The sequence below is a fragment of the Spartobacteria bacterium UBA695 genome (assembly GCA_002298145.1).
Taxonomy (GTDB): domain Bacteria; phylum Verrucomicrobiota; class Verrucomicrobiia; order Chthoniobacterales; family Chthoniobacteraceae; genus UBA695.
This window is the reverse complement of the sequence record DBMP01000015.1, coordinates 78,741-94,775: the sequence shown is the minus strand read 5'-3', so window position 1 is coordinate 94,775 and position 16,035 is coordinate 78,741. Positions and strand designations below refer to the sequence as shown.

Below are 16,035 nucleotides of genomic sequence, written 5' to 3'. Positions count from 1 at the left end.
GCGCCCGGGAGAATTCCGGGTTGCGGCAGAAGAATTGCGGAAGAGGTTTGGACCGATTTCATGCGTAACGCCAGTTTGGGAATCCCTCCCTGGCGAAACAATCCGCCCGTTACACACCCCGTTGCACCACGGGCATCTTTTTCAGCGCTTTTTCGATGCACCGCATGGCAAAACCCTGCCACGCCACCATGGGCACCATCGGCGCATTGCGGACACGGAAGCCCTCGCTGCAACCTTCGCGCGATCCGGCCCACTTCGATGAGAAGCAATCCGGGCCATTGAAGATGCCATAGGGAACGCCGGGGAATCGCCGCGCGTGATGGCGCAAGGTTCCGGCAACCCACTCTGCCAAAGCCTCGTCCACCATCCCTTCCTCGGCTAGCGCCCACACCGCCCAATAAATCGTCTGTGGCCAAATGCCGCCGTTCTCGCCTTCGCCTCGCGGGATGGGGCACTTGGCAATGTCGTCCGGAGGTGGGCTGGAAAAGGGCCTGCTCAGCAAAATCAACCCGATGTCGGTGTGACATTTTTCTAGCATATGGCGCAATGCCGTGCGCCGTTGCTCCGGCGTGCCACAGCGGCCTAGGGCGGCCCAGCTTTGCGCGTTGAGGTAAAGGCGGTCTTCGGCGAACGAGCCTACCGGCTTCCCATCGTCGGTGTAACCGCAAAGGAACCATTCTGAGTCGAACGCCTTTCCCACGGCCACGCGCAGAGCCCGCAAGTATTGCTCCAGCTCCGAGGCAAATTCCAGATCGCCCCGGCGCCGGGCCCATGGAATCAATCCGTCACATGCGCGGCAGGCCATGGCCGAGTTCATCACGGAATCGCCCTCTCCCTTTGCGCCCATGCGCGAGAGGTAATCGTTCCAGTCGCCTTCGCGGATCAAGACCAGCCCGCGCTGGCTCAGGCCAATCGACTCCTTGAGCCAGCGGAACGCCCGGCGCAAATGCTCCCACAACGGAACGCTTTCCCCATGATCCCAAAAGGGGCACGGCTGATCGAATAGTTCCGCGTGGCCCGTCCGGTTCACGCATTCGGCGGCGGCCAGCAGCAGCCAGATCTCGTTATCGCTTTCAAATTCCCTCACCGGGCGGTCGCGCCGCATGGTATGGATTTTCGGAATATCGCCGGAGGCCAACTGCGTCTTGGCGACATACCGAAGCGAGGTCACCGCCAAGTCCCAATCGCATTCCGCCAACACGATACTCATCTCGGCGGTTTCGCGCACGCCAAACTCGGGCCAGCCGTAGCCGCCGAGCGCAATGAAATAGTCCTCCACGGAACTGTCGTAGGCCGTAAATGAAAGGAGTTGGCCCGCGTCCCACACGATCTCATCTTCCATCCACGGCTCTGGCGCGGCGACCCGGTAGTTCGCAAGGCGGGCCCTCCATTGCGCTTGGGCTTGCGGCGGGTTTGCGCAGGTCGTGATCCGCTTGCCATAGCCGACCGTAGCGCGTAGCACGACCCGTTCGCCGGGAGGCAGTACGCACGCCCGGCGCAGCCGCAGGCTTTGCGGCACACTACAAGGTTTCCAGCCCTCGCCATCAGCCGTCAAAAACGGTCCGTCGCCAGCGCAGGCGCTCCAGCCGGGACCCGATTCCGGAGCCGAAGCATCGACCCGCATTCCGCCCGAAGCCTCCTGATCGCTACGCCATTCCAAATCAACCCGCAGCGATTGCTGCCCCGGGTTGTGCAACGTCACGAAAAGATGGATCGCCTTGGACAGATCCGGCAGCGCCAGAAAGTGTTGTTCCACTTCCAGCAAGCCTCCGGGGAGTTGCAACGCGCCCCGGTACCGAGCCGAGCCCACGCCGTAAACCACCTCGTGGCGGAGGTCCAGTTCGCCATGGATCAGCGAATAGATCTCCCCTCCGGTATGAAGCACCAAATACCCCGAACTGCGGCCAAACGGGCACTCTGGCGAGTTTAGCCAAGTCATGCCCTCCTCCGTGGTAAACAGGTTCAGGTTGCCCCGGCAATCGGCCATCGCGGAAAGATGGCCTGTACTGATCAAATGGCGGAAAGAGGATTCCGGGGCAAGCTCCTCGTGCCTTATGAGGCGAAAGCAGGGTAATCCTGAATCATCTCGAGTCCACTGGCCAAAATGTTGATCCTCTTCAAAAAGGGGCTGCTCCATAAAGCTACTCCGAACGGAAAATCTGCCGCTGCATATCCGCCGTGGCGCGCACGTGCGACGCCCCCTGGATATATTCGATCTCCTTGGGCACGGTGAGGGTGTTGAAGAAGACGCTCACCCCGGAAGGCGGGCACACGGCGTCCCCCAGCCCCGCGCCAAGCCACACCTTGCAATTGATGCGGCGCGCGAGGTGAACGGGATCGTAATAAGCAAGCCCGGTGGCGGGATCGGGCCGCCATCCGCGCAGGCGTCCAACCTGGATGCCCGCAAGATCGCAGCACCAGGGCATCTCGGCGCGGCATTCCGTCACATCGCCGTCCAGCGCCGCTGCCCATATGGCCTGCAGACCGCCCTGGCTCCCCCCGCGGGTCATCAAATTTTTGCCATCCCACTCGGGACGCGACTTGATGTACTCCAAAGCTCTCAAAACGCGAAGCGCCATGCCGTTGAAATAAGCGGTCTCCGGTTTCGCGTTCTCCTGCTTGGAGAATGCATACTCTTTGAGTTCGCCCAGCCCCAGAGCCTTGTAGAATTCCGGCTCTCGTCCATTTTCGATCCCATGAGCGTTGATGTTGAGCGAGATCATCCCGGCGACGGGTTGCGGGCGGGCTGGACTGACCCCGTACCCGTTGAAGCTGACGACCGCCGGGAGGGATTTTCCTTTAGCGGTTTTCGGCACCGCAAGGCACCCGGAGACCGCTTTTCCACCGGGGCAGGGAATCTGCACATCAAACGCGTCGTAGCCCGGTTTGGGCGACTCGATCTCTTTGAGTTCCGCCTTCATGGGGACCGCCGCAAGCCGAGCTTTCTGAGCGGTCCAGAACGCGTCGAGATCCGCTGGTGCGGGGTTGCCCTCCAGTTTCCGGGGCTCCACTCCAGCGCCGCCTTCAAACTTTACGGGCGCGGTGGCGTCCCCTTCCAAAAGAAAGCCGCTGCCGGTCTCCTTGTTGTTGACGAACTTGCCTTTCAGCGGAGTTCCGTCCTCGTTCGCAATGGTGACGGCAAGGTAAACAAAACCCGGCTTGTCTAGCGAAGTGACGATCTTCAACGGCGTATCGGCGGCGCTTGGCTGCTGCCCCGACTCGGTTTTCTGGTCGTCGCCACGGCGCGTCCACTTGAGCGTTTTTCCTGCCAGCGGCTTCCCGTCTTCCACCAACCGGAGCTGGAAGGTGATCGGCTCGCCGGGTTGGTAGGCAACCGGCTCCTTGTCGGTCGACCATTGGAGCGAAACGACGCCCGCCCATGCGGATGCGCTTTGCAAAAATGCTGCCGCCGACAGAATGACAAAGGAAGATCTGATATTCATAAAAGGAGTTAAGCTCCAAGCAGAGCGCGGTTGCGGCGGATCAATTCCAGACGTTGTTCCAGGCTCGCCCGGGTGGTCAAACCGTCTTCGGGGGTATGGATCACGTAATCGAGCAGGCGCTCAATGGTGGTGGTCGCCACGTGCAGCCGCGTATCGGAAGAAGCGTAGTAAATAAACACCGCTCCGGAATCGCGGAGCACCCAGCCATTGGAGAAAACCACATTGGAAACATCGCCCACGCGTTCGCTTCCCACAGGCGCAATAAAGTACCCGCTTGGCTGGTGAAGGATGCGCCAAGGCTCCGCAAGATCCGTTAGGAAAAGGTAAAGGACGTACCGCAGCCCTGCCGCGGTGTTGCGCACGCCGTGGGCCAGGTGCAGCCAGCCGCGATTCGTTTTAATCGGAGCCGGCCCCTGACCATTTTTGACTTCCTTGATCGTGTGGTAAACGCGGCCGTCAATGATGGTTTCGTCCGAAACGGAAGCCGCCTCAATGGAATCGCACAACGCCCAGCCAATCCCGCCACCTTTGCCCGCATCGATAAAGGAATCCTGCGGCCTGGTGTAGAGAGCGTACTTGCCATGAACGAACTCGGGATGGAGCACCACGTTGCGCTGTTGCGCGGAAGGGGATTGAAGATCGGGCAGGCGCTCCCATTTTTTTAGATCCTTGGTCCGGACAATGCCGCATTGCGCGACAGCGCTGGAGGTATCGTGCAGCGGCGCGGCGGGGTCTTTGCGTTCGGAACAAAACAGGCCGTAGATCCACCCATCTTCGTGCCGGGTGAGGCGCATGTCGTAGACGTTGGTGTCGGGTTCGCCGGTCTCCGGGAGATCGATGGGTTCGTCCCAAAAGCGGAAGTTGTCGATCCCGTTGGCGCTTTCGGCAATTGCAAAGAACGATTTCCGGTCGTAGCCCTCCACGCGGCAAGCGAGCACGATTTTTCCATTCCACTCCAGCGCGCCCGCATTGAAAACCGCATTGATGCCCAGGCGCTCCATCAAGAATGGATTCGCAACAGGATCAAGGTCATAGCGCCATTCCAACGGCACGTGCCCGGCGGTGAGAACCGGGTGGCGGTAGCGATTGAAAACGCCATGGTCCCAGTGCTCGTCGATTTCATTGCAGCGGCTTAGCAGTTCTTCGCTATGGCGCTTAAGCGTCGCCATGCGGTCGGCGGCGGCGAGTCGAATTGGAGTGGACGTGGATGGGATTGTCATAGATTGCGGTGCAGGAAAAAACAAAGGGAGGCAGCCGGGAGCGTCCCATCAGAGAACGCGGCCCGGGGTGCCTCCCCTTTTAGATGCTAGTCTTTAGTCATTGCGTCGGCGTAGGCGTTGCCCGGCAATCAGCGTACCTAGCCCACCCAGGATTATCGCCCAAGTGCCGGGTTCGGGAACGGCGATGATCGCCAGGTCATTGCCTCCGGTGACACTCTGGGTGTCGTAGTTTGCGGTATAAGTGATCTCCCATTCTTGGGAATTCCAGGTAAACCGGCTTCCCTCGGTCAAAGTAGTCGCCACACCATCCAGGGTCGTGAAAGTGCCCACAATGGCATCGGAGTTGCCGTCATTGTTAATCAAGAAATAGATATCGCCCATCAGCGGGTTCGTGTAGCTGGTATAAACCTGCAGTTGCAGGTTTGCCCCGGTGAGCGTCACCGTGCCGTTGACGCTGGCCAGATCGCTCACCGCCACGTTGGACTCATTGCGGCCCAGTTCCACGGAAAGCGTGCCGCCACCAGCCAGGGAAAGATTGCCCGTGTGGATGGTTCCGACGCTGTTGCCGGGGGCCAGCGTGCCGGTGATGACCGTGGCTCCGGAGATGCTCCCCGTACCGCCGACCACGCCCGCCGAAGTCACCGTGCCGACTAGCGAGCCGTTGACTTTCAGACCCGCCGAGGCGCCCACGGTGAAAGCGCTGCTGGTGGAGGTACCGGTAAGATTCAGCAAACCACCGGTGATGCTGGTGGCGCCAGAGTAAGTATTGTAACCGGAAAGCGTGGTGGTGCCGCTGCCAGCCTGGGCAAACCCGCCAGTGCCGCCGATATTACCCGATAAAGTGTTCTTGTAAGCGGAGGTTGCTTTGATCGTGCCGTTGTTGCCGATCGTGCCAGAATAAGAGGCTCCGTCGGCCTGGTTGAAAGCCAACGTTGCCCCGCTGGTCACCGCGACGGTACCGCTGGCGATTGAACCGCTGGTGCCATTGCCGATTTGCAACGTTCCCGAACTGACGGTGGTCAATCCGGTATAGGTATTGGCACTACCGAGGACTAATCCACCGGTGCCAATCTTGGTTAGCGAACCGGCTCCGGTCAGCGCGCCGGTGTAGGTGGTGCTCTGGTTGTTGTTTCCTACTTTTAAGGCCAGCGCATTGCCAAGAATATCTTGCAATGCAAGGTCGCGGGAACCCGAGAGGCCACCCAAAACAGCCGCCGTGACCGCCGTGGTGCTCGAACTGGCCGCTTTGCCGAAGGCGACAGTTCCGGTATCGCCGGTCGCAAGATTCAGTGTACTGTTTTGCAGGGCCAACGAGCCGCCGATAAGCAATTGCCCGGCGACAACACGCGTGTCGCCCGTAAAAGTATTGGTACCGGTCAGTTGCACTCCCCCGGTGGTTTGTGTGGATACCCCACCGATAGAGTAGGTGCCGTTAATGGCAAGGCCGCCCGTGCCGGAGATAGGTCCTGTAATGTTAACCCCGGACGAGGCGCTTGCGGCCATGCGGCTGATAATGGCGAGATTCTGGTTCAGCGTAATCGATGTGAAGGTCTGCTGACCAGCGGTTGCAGTCGTACTAATCGCCCCGAGAACCGTCTGCCCCCCGGTGTTGGCGGCGACGACGATGCTATTGTTGACATAGCCGTATCGGTTATTTCCCGTTCCCCAAACGTAGCCAACATTGCCCCCACCCGCAGTACCCAAGGTAATGACGGCAGAGTTGTTAAAGTTATTACTCCCAATGATGGAGGTAACCCCCTTGGCAATGGTCACACCGGCTGGCGCTGAATTCCATGAATTCAGCGTCACCGTGCCCTGGCTTAAATCGAAAGCGTGATTGTTAATCACCGTAATGCGGCCCACGCCCGAAGCAGTAGCTGAAATCGCTATGGCTCCCTCGGCAGTAGTAGTCGTGTTATTTTGGAGGATTTGAAGATCGCTGTTAAGCACCAGCGCCCCCCTGACGGTCAGGCTGCTAGTGCTACCACTTGTCGCCGTCAGTTCCATGATTGCCGGGCTGCTCGAACCTGAATCCATAGTAAGCACGCCCACACCATCATCGGCGATGAATACAGCCTTGTTGGCAGCGCTAACGGTAATTTTGCCCAAAGTGATTCCACCGGTAATGTCATTCTTAAGCTTAAGCTGCCCGATATACCCCGGGCTGATATCCGCAACGGCTCCGGCTCCATTTGGATAAGTCGTATCCCAATTCGCTGAGTCCCAAGTATAGGTGCCCGCTTGGATATTCGTCCAGACCGCCGCCTTTGCGGGGATTGCCAGTAGCAGCAGCGAAAGAGGAATAACGGTTTTAATCGATTTGAGGGCAGGGGTTTTCATGTTTTTATAGGGGATGGGTTGATGACTTCGTTTGGGCTAAAGACGAGACAACTGATTGTAATTTAGGGTAGTGGAACAATCTCGATGCGGCGGATTTCGTATTCACCTTCGCTAAGTTGCAACAAAAGCCCCCTGATCTTCTCCGCTTTCATCCCCGCGATATAGGGCGCGGGAAAAAGAATCTCGCCCCATTGCCCAGCTTTAAGTTGAACGTTTCCCTTAGCCGACGGGGAATATTCCGGCGGTTCGGCCACCCCGAGCCATACCGCATTGCCCTCGACGTTAGCATCTGCCTTGGGGCTGCGCAGTTCCACCCGAATGCCATACCGGCCCCAAGAGTCTATCTTGGCCTTGGGCACCCAGAGGTGATCGCAAAACCAACGAACCACGCCCCCCAGGTATCCGGTAGTCAAGCGGACTGGCTCATTTTCCCCGCTGGAAAATCCAGTCACTTTCCCGTGTTGGGAAAACCCGCCAGCATACTCGGACTGCGGGTCACTAGGCATCAGGACCGCGATGGGGCTCTTGGCGTCCTCCGCCAGAGCGTTGCACGAAAGTGTGGTCATCACCACGGTAACAAACAGGGCTGCTATTTTGGTAAGAATGGGGGTCTTCATATGAATTTGATTTGGCTAAACTGCGTTGGAACTATTTGGATTTGGAAGGCTTGTATTCGGTGGGGAATGGGCTGGCCATGATGCGTGCCGCCGGTTTCCAGATATCGCTATACGCAAGGCTGTCGCCCACTTCGTGCCCGCCGGGGAGCGTTTTGCCGGGTTCCATCCACACGGCGCGCGGGCGGTCCTTCATGCTGCTCAAGGCCCAGATCATCCAGCCGACGTTTTCTTTGGCAAAGAGGGTCATCATCCCAGCTTCAAACTCGCGGCAAGCCGTCTCGCTCTTGTTCCAATGCGTCGCTCCAAACTCAGAGCAAAGCACCGGCACGTTGTATTTATCCCGGAAGGCGGTCACGTGCTGTTGGACAATCCACGGATCGTTGTCGTCCGGATAGTCATGGAACGTAAAAACAACGTTGTTGTAGGGCGCATCGACCGTGGAAGCCGTGGGCCCCCAAGTCCTTTCCATCGAGCGGGCGTGCGACCAATCGTGGTTGCCGAGCAAAATGATATGGCGCTGATCCACCTTGCGGATGGCTTGAAGGCAGCGGGTAATCTTCTCCCGGGCATCCTCCGGCGCGATATCGTGCGGCTCGTTGATCAGTTCATAGCCCAGCACATACGGGTCGTTGCGATAATGCTCGGCCACCTTAACCCAGCCGTCGATCCATTGCTGCACCGTCGCTTCATCCCAAGATTTGGTATTCTGCTTCTGCCGCGCCGAGGCTTCGTCAACCGCCGAGCTGAGGTACTCGTGGTCGTCAAGAATGACATACATATTATTACGCCGCGCGGCATCAACCACAGGGTCAACAAAGTCGCGAATATGCGCATCCACGTCGATCGGCTTATCGGCTTTACCGTTGAATTTGAGCAGGTAAAAGCTCAGTCGTACGGTATTGAGTTTGCGCTCTTTGCAATATTTCATCAGCTCCTCATCCTGCGCGCGAATGATCACGTCTCGGCAATACCCGAGCCCCACGGGGATGAACGGCTTTTCTCCACCGGGGGCGAGAGGCGAGGTTACCATCTGCTTGCCCGATACCCGCAGCCATACCGGCTCGTAGGGCGAAGGGCGTTCGGTGGAGGATTGAGCCAGGCCTGTGGCCGATACCAGTGAGGAAAGGGCCAAGGCCGCAGCAACGGTCTTTGCCCACAAAAGACGAGGAATCATAATAGGATGGGGATGTTTTCTGAAGGGAAAGGAGAACTGAATTCTTTTGACAACGCGCAATTTAGGGGCCGTCCCGCAATTTTAACAAACAGGATGAATTGCACCTCGTTGCATCTGCGCATTTTTATTCCAGGCCCGTTTCGGGATACTTTACCGGCGAATGCAGCGGACGCTATTGCCGGACACCCACTCGCCGTCGATCAAGATGGACTTGGGGTAAGCTGGAGCGCCGCGTTCGTTGAGATGCAGCGCATCCACCACGAGCTGGACGGCGGCACTGCCCACCAGCTCATTATGCTGGTTCACCCCAGCGTACCCAAGATCGACCGGCGCGTCCCACCCCAGTTTCACAATACCGACATCCTCTGGAACACGGATGCCCTCCTCGGCGATCCACCGGCGCTCATCGTTCGTGATATGGAGGATCGCTTCCGGCTGATACCGCCGGAACCAGTTCATGAAAGCCTCCTTGCCCCAATCTTTAAGCTCCAGGACGTGCCGGGGAATTCGCTCGCCCATTGGCTGCGCATCTGCATATTGGCAATAGGCCGCGCCGAACATCCCCTGCGTGTAGCGGTCCGCCCGCGACGGCATCGACATCCCGATGCGGTGATAGCCTAGGTGCCGCAACCGCCGGATCGCCAAGCTCATGATTTGATAATGATTGGTCGTGGCAATGGAAAACCGGGGCCGCACATGCGCGAACCCAATCGTAGCCACCGCAAAGCGGGACCAGTCCAAATGGAGCCGGATAAAAGGATTGTCAAACGGGCCTATAACTACACCCTGGATTCCACGGGCAATCATGATCTCTGAGCAGCGTTTGGCTGAAAGCTTCTCTTCCTCCATCGAAATCGTATCCAGTTCAAACCCCAGCTCATGCGCTTTCTGCTGGGCGGAATCATAGTGATCCTTATAGGAGTTGACGTCTTTAACGTAGCGGGGCAGCGACCGGGGAATCAAATAAGCCAGGATCGCCTTAGTACGGATCTTCCCCGAACTGCGCACCCGCTGCATGTTGGCGGTTACGAAAGGATCCGGGCGGTAGCCCAGTTTCTCAGCCACCGACAGGATCTTCTTTTGCGTCGCCTCGTTGACCAGGTGTGGGTTCGTCAAAGCACGGCTGACCGTGGCGCGGGAAACACCCGCCGCTGCCGCGATATCGGCATGAGTGGGAAGTTGGGACATAAGGGGGCTTGAGAAAGTCGTGCCGAATTATTCAAAGGGGGGACCGAAAAACGGCGGCAGACACATGCACTTTTAATGATCCAAAGGAGAAATGCAAGCGCCCCATGCAACGGGGTTCATGAAAAGTCGGTTGTTTTGGTACCGGCCTAAAACTAAGTTACACCCATGCGAGCCCACCTCCCCCCCTATTGCATGCCGCCGCGGCTTTCGGGATCTCGTATTCGTGTTCCGGCGACCTCTGCCCGGAGAGGGTTCAGTTTGGTTGAAGTCATCGTGGCCCTGGGGGTGATGAGCTTCGCTGCATCCGGTTTGATCGGCCTGCTTTCGGTGGGGGTGGGGCTCTCCCGCAACTTCATGAACATCACTGCCGAATCCCAGGTCGTGCAAGCGGTTTCGAACGAATTGCAACTGATGGACTACAGCGCGGTAGTGGGCGGCAGCGCCACCTTTACCGGCACCTTCCCGCGTTTTTATGATGAAGGGGGCGCCTTCATCCAGAGCGGCGGGAACACTCCCGCCAACGCCTTCTTCAAAGTCAACCTGCAACAGCAAGCCTGCAAATTACCGGGGGCCACCGTGGCCGATGGCACTGCCAAGACGGTCATTTTCGAACTCGTCCACCTGCGCAACAACGGCGAGATAAAGACCTACTGCACGCTGGCTGTAAACAATGGGCGTTAAAAAAGTGAATCCTCGCAGGCCATGGTCACCGCAGCTCCCCAGGGGGGGATTCTCATTGCTCGAAGCATTGGTCTCGATGGTGGTGCTTTCCAGTATCTTGATGGTATGTATGGGGCTCCTTAACACCACTGGAAAAGCCTGGAAGGCATCCTCGGAAAAGATCGACGAATTCCAGTCCGCCCGGCGCGCTTTTGAGCGGATTAGCCGCACGCTTAGCCAGGCCACGCTCAACACCTATTACGACTACTACGACAGCTCCCGTACCCGCCGCCAGCCGAGCAATGCCGCGACCTTTGTGCCGGATGTCTACGGGCGGCAGTCCGAGTTGCAGTTCATCTCGGGCAAAAACCTGCTTACAGGGGCCCGCACCCAAGTCACCCATTCCGTGTTCTTTGCCGCGCCGCTGGGCTATACCCAGACCGCCGATTACTCCGAAATGGCCAAGCTCCTTGACGCCATGGGCTTTTTCGTTGAATTCGACAGCGACGAGACCAGCCGCCCCGGTTTCCTGGCGCAGTTGCCGAGCCCGCCCGCGCCGCGCTGGCGTTACCGCTTGCTGGAATTCCGCCAACCCACCGAGAACCTCTCCATCTACAAAGTCAGCGACCACTCCTGGATCTCCACCGGCCTCGCCGCTGCCACACCGCCCGTTTACGTTATCGCCGAGAACATCATCGCCTGCGTCATCCTGCCCAAGCTGGCCGAAGACGCCACCACGCTTGCCCCTGACTACGAGTACGACAGCCGGACCCCGTGGACCTCGGGGACGCAACCGGCCACCATGCACCAGCTTCCGCCCATCGTCCAAGTCGTGTTGATTGCCGTTAGCGAAGGCTCCATGGCTCGGTTGCAAAACGGCTCCGCATTGCCTGACCTGGGCTTTTCTTATGCGGAAGTCTTTCAAACCGCGGCCAATCTCGAAGCGGACCTCACCACCGTCACGGACGCGCTTGAGCGCAAGCGCCTCCACTACCGGGTCTTCCGGGCGGATGTGGCTTTGAGGGAAGCCCGCTGGAATCCCTAGTACCCCCCCCAATGAGCATCCACCCCCTGCGTAGTCCTCATCCAACCGGCGGCCTTCGTCCCCGCGGGGAGCGCGCCATTGCCCTGGTGACCGTCCTCGCTATCCTGGTGATCATTTCCGTAATGGTCGTCGCCTTTATGAGCAGCATCGGCACCGAGCTGAGCGCCTCCAAGGCGCATGCCGATAGCAATGCAGCGCAGATCCTCGCAGATACAGCGGCCAACATCGTCATGACGCAAATCCGGCAGGCCACCACGGAAACCGTCGATTCCACGGAAACCGGTTGGGCCAGCCAGCCGGGGATGATCCGCACCTACCTGCCCAATGGCGGCCTCTCCAAAGTCTACAAGCTCTACTCGTCGGGCACCATGGTGGCCTCCAGCATCAGCCTGAACGCCGAAGTCACCGACATGGCGAACTGGTCCACCCAGCCCGCCATTTTTACCGACCTCAACCAACCCGTCTCGGGGAGTTACCCTATCACACCGCCCCCGGATAGCACCATCGACGGCTATTCGCTTAGCTCCACTCCGCCGGGTGCCAGCACCAGCCAGCCCATCCCGATGCCCGCCCGGTGGCTATATATTCTCAGCGACGGCTCCCTGGTCTCTCCCACCGTCTCCGGCACGGGCACCCGCGCCACCATCCTCGGCTCGTCCACCGCCAGCATCGTGGGCCGCATCGCCTTTTGGACGGACGACGAAAGTAGCAAAATCAATATCAATACTGCGTCAGAGGGCAGCTACTGGGACACGCCCCATTTCGCGGTCAATGACGACGTTAACCTGGCCACCTACCAACCGGTCAACGGCGAATTCCAACGCTACCCGGGGCACCCCGCTGGGGTCTCGCTCAGCGCGGTATTCCCGACGCTCAACGCCGACACGATTTACGGAATTGTCCCCCGAATCCAGCCCGGCGGCTCGGACAACGGCACCGTCTCTTCCACCACGGCCATCATCCCCGATACCGACCGCCTCTACAGCAACACCGACGAACTGCTCTTCCGTAGCGGCACTGACGGGCGGCTCACCCAGGGCTTCACGCAAGCACAGCTCGTGCAGTCTCGCTTTCTCTTGACGGCCCGCAGCTCCGCGCCCGAACTCAATCTCTTCGGGCGGCCCCGCGTCTCGATCTGGCCCGTCCACGTCGATTTCGCCACCAACCCCAACAGCCCCTATACCAACGCCTTCGACCGCCTTTCGGCATTCTGCTCCACCTATGGCAGCATCTCCTCCTCCCGGCGCTTTTACTTCCAGCGGCAGGACTCCGGCAGCGCCACCAACGACTACGCCAATATCCAGCGCAACCGCGATCTCTACAGCTACCTCCAGAACATGACCTCCCGGGCCGTCCCTGGCTTCTCCGGCGTCAGCTTCCAGGATAAATACGGCAGCGATGCCGACCAGATCCTCACCGAAATCTTCGACTACATCCGCTGTACCAACCTCTTTGACGACAGCCTTGGAAACTCCTACGTTTCCGGCACCGCGCCCACGCAGTTCTACCAGTTCACCACACCGCGTAAGAGCACGTCTTACTACTGGCCGGGGCACGGTCAGGTCTCGCCGATCCAGATCGGCTCCACCCAGGGGTTGGGCCGGTATTACACGATATCGGAAATTGGCCTTCACATCATCTGCACCGCTGATGGCAACGGTCTGGCACCTGCCACCAACCTCTCGGCCTACGACCCCAAAGCCGTCAGCAATCTTGCCACCGCCCGCTCGCTTACCGGCTCCAACGGCACCGCGGTGGGCACCGACTACACCGCGGCAACGGCCACCACCAGCCCCTTCCCGTACAACCCTACCCTGGCCGACACCTACGGCGGTTCCCGCACCGCTCTCAACAGCGGGCAAAAACGGCTCCAAGCCGCCCTGCTCTTCGAAGCCACCAGTGCCATGCCTGGCTGGACCGGCATCGAAGGCAACTTCCAGATCAGCGTCTCCGGCCTGGAGAACCTCAAAATCAACGGCCTGGCCCCCTTCCCAAGCACCTCCAGCGGCACCCAGACCCGGATCTACGATGTTTACAAGTCGACCGTCATGGGCGGCGTCAACGGGTTCCGCTACACCGTTGGCAACAGCGTCAACGGTTGGAGCAACCCCACCAACACCGCCCGCTATCCCTTTATCAGCAACCCCTTCACCGTCAGCACCAACACCCTTTCCATTTCCACCAGCGGCACCATTAGCGTCAGCCTTCTGGCCGTGAATTCGAAGACCAAAGCCACCGAAGTCATCCAGACCTTCGGCGTCTCCTTCCCCGACGCCACCGGGACCAACGGCGCCGCCCTCGTCCCCACTCCCGACCTGATCCTCACCGGCGTGAATGAAGCCAACGGCAAAGCCAGCAACTGGTGGGGGTACGACACCCGGGTATCGCGGGCAGTCCAGAATCCGGGCAACGGCTCCGTTCAGTACGAAGGCTCCTTCATCCGGTCCAACTTGCAACCCGCCCCTGCATCATGGCGGCTAAGCTTGACGGATACCACCACCACCGTGGACCCAACCTCCGGCGACGTGTTACGCACATTGATGCCCAAGGCGGGCGATCTCCGCCTAGTCGCCGCCACCCATTCGGTCGATACCGCCACGTTATTTCAAACGCATCCTGCCTATTCCGGCACCTCAAAATTGGCCCACTCCTTCCAGGAAGCTGGCGGTGCGTGGCCGGTTGTCGGAGCCTCTGGGGGCTATCTCGTTTCCGGCAATGCCACGTCCAGCAGCGCTGCCGACGTGCCCGGCGACGTCAGTAGCGCCGCCGCCACCGGAGATTGGGACAACAGCCTCCCGGGGTTCCTTAACGGCGCCTTTGCCAACAAACCCGACGAAGGCAATAACAACAACTACAAGAGCGCCGCGGTTAATCCACCCGGGCCGTCGTTTTTCGCTCCCAACCGCATCATCCCTTCTCCCGGGATGTTTGGTTCGCTGCCCACGCAGGTTAAAGCGGGTATCCCCTGGCAGACCCTCCTTTTCCGCCCGCAGCAGAGTCACCCCGCCAACACCAAAGGCCCCAAGGATCATCTCATCATGGACCTCTTCAACATGCCGGTGGTCGAACCTTACGCGCTCAGCGAACCGCTTTCCACCTCAGGCAAGATCAACATGAACTACCAGATCATGCCGTACACCTATATTACCCGGAACACTGCGGTTCGTGCGGCGTTGAAGGCAGAAAAAATTGCCGCCGTGCCCAACATCAACGGCGGTATCAAATCCTCCACGGGGTCGTTTTCTCCGCGGCATTCCTTGAACCTCAGCGACATCAACGGCACCTTGCGGCAATTCCGGGAACGGTTTGAGGGCGGGGACATCTTCCGCTCCGCCACGGAGATCTGCGACGTCTATCTTGTTCCCGATAACCAAACGTGGATCAGCAACCAAAACGCCGAGACTTACTGGGCCGCCAATCAGCTCACTGGCGATAACCTCCGCGAAAAACCATACACGAACCTCTACGCGCGGCTCACCACCAAATCGAACGTCTTCCAGGTCTACTACCGCGTGCAAACCCTGCAACGCCCGAAAAACGGGACCGAGGTATGGGATGAATCGATGGGTGCCGTCACCGGCGAGCGGCGCGGCTCCGTCACCATCGAACGCTACATTGATCCCACCGACGCCACGCTCCCCGACTGCGCCACCAATCCCACGGGGGAAAACATGGAAGGGCACTACCGCTTCCGCGTCATCAACCAGACGCGGTTCAACCACTAGTCACGCATGAACCGGCCAAGCGGCAAATCACAACACGCGGGATTCTCCTTGCTGGAACTCATGATCGTCATGGCGATCCTTATCGCCTTGCTCGGAACCTCCGTCGCCACCTTCCAGAAAAGCGCCCGTGCCTCCAACGTCGCCTCCACGGGCGAAATCGTCGTCGGCAACCTCTCCCTCGCCCAGCAAATCGCCAACACCTACAACCGTCAGGTTGAAGTCCGCTTTTACCGGCTGCCCGACGACACCGGCGCCATGGCCTACCGCGCCTTCCAGCTCTTTAGGATCGAGCCCAGCGGCAACAAAGCCGCCACCAAACCGATCCGCTTTCCCCAGGGCGTCGTCCTCGCCTCCGCGACGGACAAAACCTCATTCCTTACACTAACCCAACAAACCGCCGACGCATCCTCTCCCCGTCTCCCCCGCGTCGGCACCAACTACCAATACGTCGCTTTCCAGTTCAAGCCCACCGGCGAAACCAGCCTCGATCCCGCCTCCAAGTGGTTTCTCACCGCCATTCTGGAAACCGATCCCATCCAGTCCAACGGACTTCCCGCCAATTTCCTGACGATACAAATCGATCCGGTTTCCGGGAAGCCCAGCGTATTCCGGCCCTAAATCTC

Annotated in this window: 11 protein-coding genes; 4 read left to right on the top strand and 7 right to left on the bottom strand. The window is 59.3% G+C overall.

All coding sequences use genetic code 11. From position 1 onward, the window contains the following. Positions 1 to 109: 109 nt before the first annotated feature. The 7 genes from B2828_RS09415 to B2828_RS09385 form a co-directional block, all read right to left on the bottom strand. The gene (locus B2828_RS09415; RefSeq protein WP_479633472.1) at positions 110 to 1,939 is read right to left on the bottom strand and encodes a GH36-type glycosyl hydrolase domain-containing protein; all 1,830 of its coding nucleotides are present in this window, start codon (positions 1,937 to 1,939) and stop codon (positions 110 to 112) included. Between the two features lie 202 nt (positions 1,940 to 2,141). Next, on the bottom strand, positions 2,142 to 3,443 hold the full coding sequence (locus B2828_RS09410) for an acetylxylan esterase (RefSeq protein WP_479633471.1): 1,302 nt from the start codon (positions 3,441 to 3,443) through the stop codon (positions 2,142 to 2,144). Between the two features lie 8 nt (positions 3,444 to 3,451). Further along, positions 3,452 to 4,663, bottom strand: coding sequence for a glycoside hydrolase family 130 protein (locus tag B2828_RS09405; RefSeq protein ID WP_479633470.1), 1,212 nt, complete (start codon positions 4,661 to 4,663; stop codon positions 3,452 to 3,454). Positions 4,664 to 4,756: 93 nt separating this feature from the next. Continuing rightward, positions 4,757 to 7,003 (bottom strand): beta strand repeat-containing protein, encoded by a 2,247-nt coding sequence (locus B2828_RS09400; RefSeq protein WP_479633469.1) that lies wholly within the window; start codon positions 7,001 to 7,003, stop codon positions 4,757 to 4,759. A 62-nt stretch (positions 7,004 to 7,065) separates the two neighbouring features. Then, positions 7,066 to 7,620 (bottom strand): hypothetical protein, encoded by a 555-nt coding sequence (locus B2828_RS09395; RefSeq protein ID WP_479633468.1) that lies wholly within the window; start codon positions 7,618 to 7,620, stop codon positions 7,066 to 7,068. A gap of 31 nt (positions 7,621 to 7,651) precedes the next feature. Next, positions 7,652 to 8,794 (bottom strand): glycoside hydrolase family 5 protein, encoded by a 1,143-nt coding sequence (locus B2828_RS09390; protein ID WP_479633467.1) that lies wholly within the window; start codon positions 8,792 to 8,794, stop codon positions 7,652 to 7,654. Between the two features lie 150 nt (positions 8,795 to 8,944). After that, positions 8,945 to 9,982, bottom strand: a complete 1,038-nt coding sequence (locus tag B2828_RS09385; protein WP_479633466.1) for a LacI family DNA-binding transcriptional regulator — start codon at positions 9,980 to 9,982, stop codon at positions 8,945 to 8,947. A 165-nt stretch (positions 9,983 to 10,147) separates the two neighbouring features. Here B2828_RS09385 and B2828_RS09380 point away from each other — a divergent pair, with 165 nt between their 5' ends. From B2828_RS09380 to vccD, 4 genes are read left to right on the top strand one after another with little or no spacing between them, the layout of a single operon-like run. Next, positions 10,148 to 10,663 carry a prepilin-type N-terminal cleavage/methylation domain-containing protein gene (locus tag B2828_RS09380; RefSeq protein ID WP_479633465.1) on the top strand — a complete coding sequence of 172 codons (516 nt, stop codon included), beginning with the start codon at positions 10,148 to 10,150 and terminating at the stop codon, positions 10,661 to 10,663. 55 nt (positions 10,664 to 10,718) lie between these two features. Continuing rightward, complete coding sequence (gene vccC, locus B2828_RS09375; protein WP_479633464.1) at positions 10,719 to 11,687, top strand: Verru_Chthon cassette protein C; 969 nt, start codon at positions 10,719 to 10,721, stop codon at positions 11,685 to 11,687. Positions 11,688 to 11,698: 11 nt separating this feature from the next. Further along, a complete protein-coding gene (gene vccA / locus B2828_RS09370; protein ID WP_479633463.1) occupies positions 11,699 to 15,412 on the top strand; it encodes a Verru_Chthon cassette protein A in 3,714 nt (1,237 codons plus the stop codon). A 6-nt stretch (positions 15,413 to 15,418) separates the two neighbouring features. After that, complete coding sequence (gene vccD, locus B2828_RS09365; protein ID WP_479633462.1) at positions 15,419 to 16,030, top strand: Verru_Chthon cassette protein D; 612 nt, start codon at positions 15,419 to 15,421, stop codon at positions 16,028 to 16,030. The last annotated feature ends 5 nt before the right edge of the window (positions 16,031 to 16,035 follow it).

Coding starts and splice junctions, on each gene's coding strand:
- B2828_RS09415 (WP_479633472.1), bottom strand. CDS start 1,939: ATGACTTGGCTAAACTCGCCAGAGTGCCCGTTTGGCCGCAGTTCGGGG.
- B2828_RS09410 (WP_479633471.1), bottom strand. CDS start 3,443: ATGAATATCAGATCTTCCTTTGTCATTCTGTCGGCGGCAGCATTTTTG.
- B2828_RS09405 (WP_479633470.1), bottom strand. CDS start 4,663: ATGACAATCCCATCCACGTCCACTCCAATTCGACTCGCCGCCGCCGAC.
- B2828_RS09400 (WP_479633469.1), bottom strand. CDS start 7,003: ATGAAAACCCCTGCCCTCAAATCGATTAAAACCGTTATTCCTCTTTCG.
- B2828_RS09395 (WP_479633468.1), bottom strand. CDS start 7,620: ATGAAGACCCCCATTCTTACCAAAATAGCAGCCCTGTTTGTTACCGTG.
- B2828_RS09390 (WP_479633467.1), bottom strand. CDS start 8,794: ATGATTCCTCGTCTTTTGTGGGCAAAGACCGTTGCTGCGGCCTTGGCC.
- B2828_RS09385 (WP_479633466.1), bottom strand. CDS start 9,982: ATGTCCCAACTTCCCACTCATGCCGATATCGCGGCAGCGGCGGGTGTT.
- B2828_RS09380 (WP_479633465.1), top strand. CDS start 10,148: ATGCGAGCCCACCTCCCCCCCTATTGCATGCCGCCGCGGCTTTCGGGA.
- vccA (WP_479633463.1), top strand. CDS start 11,699: ATGAGCATCCACCCCCTGCGTAGTCCTCATCCAACCGGCGGCCTTCGT.
- vccD (WP_479633462.1), top strand. CDS start 15,419: ATGAACCGGCCAAGCGGCAAATCACAACACGCGGGATTCTCCTTGCTG.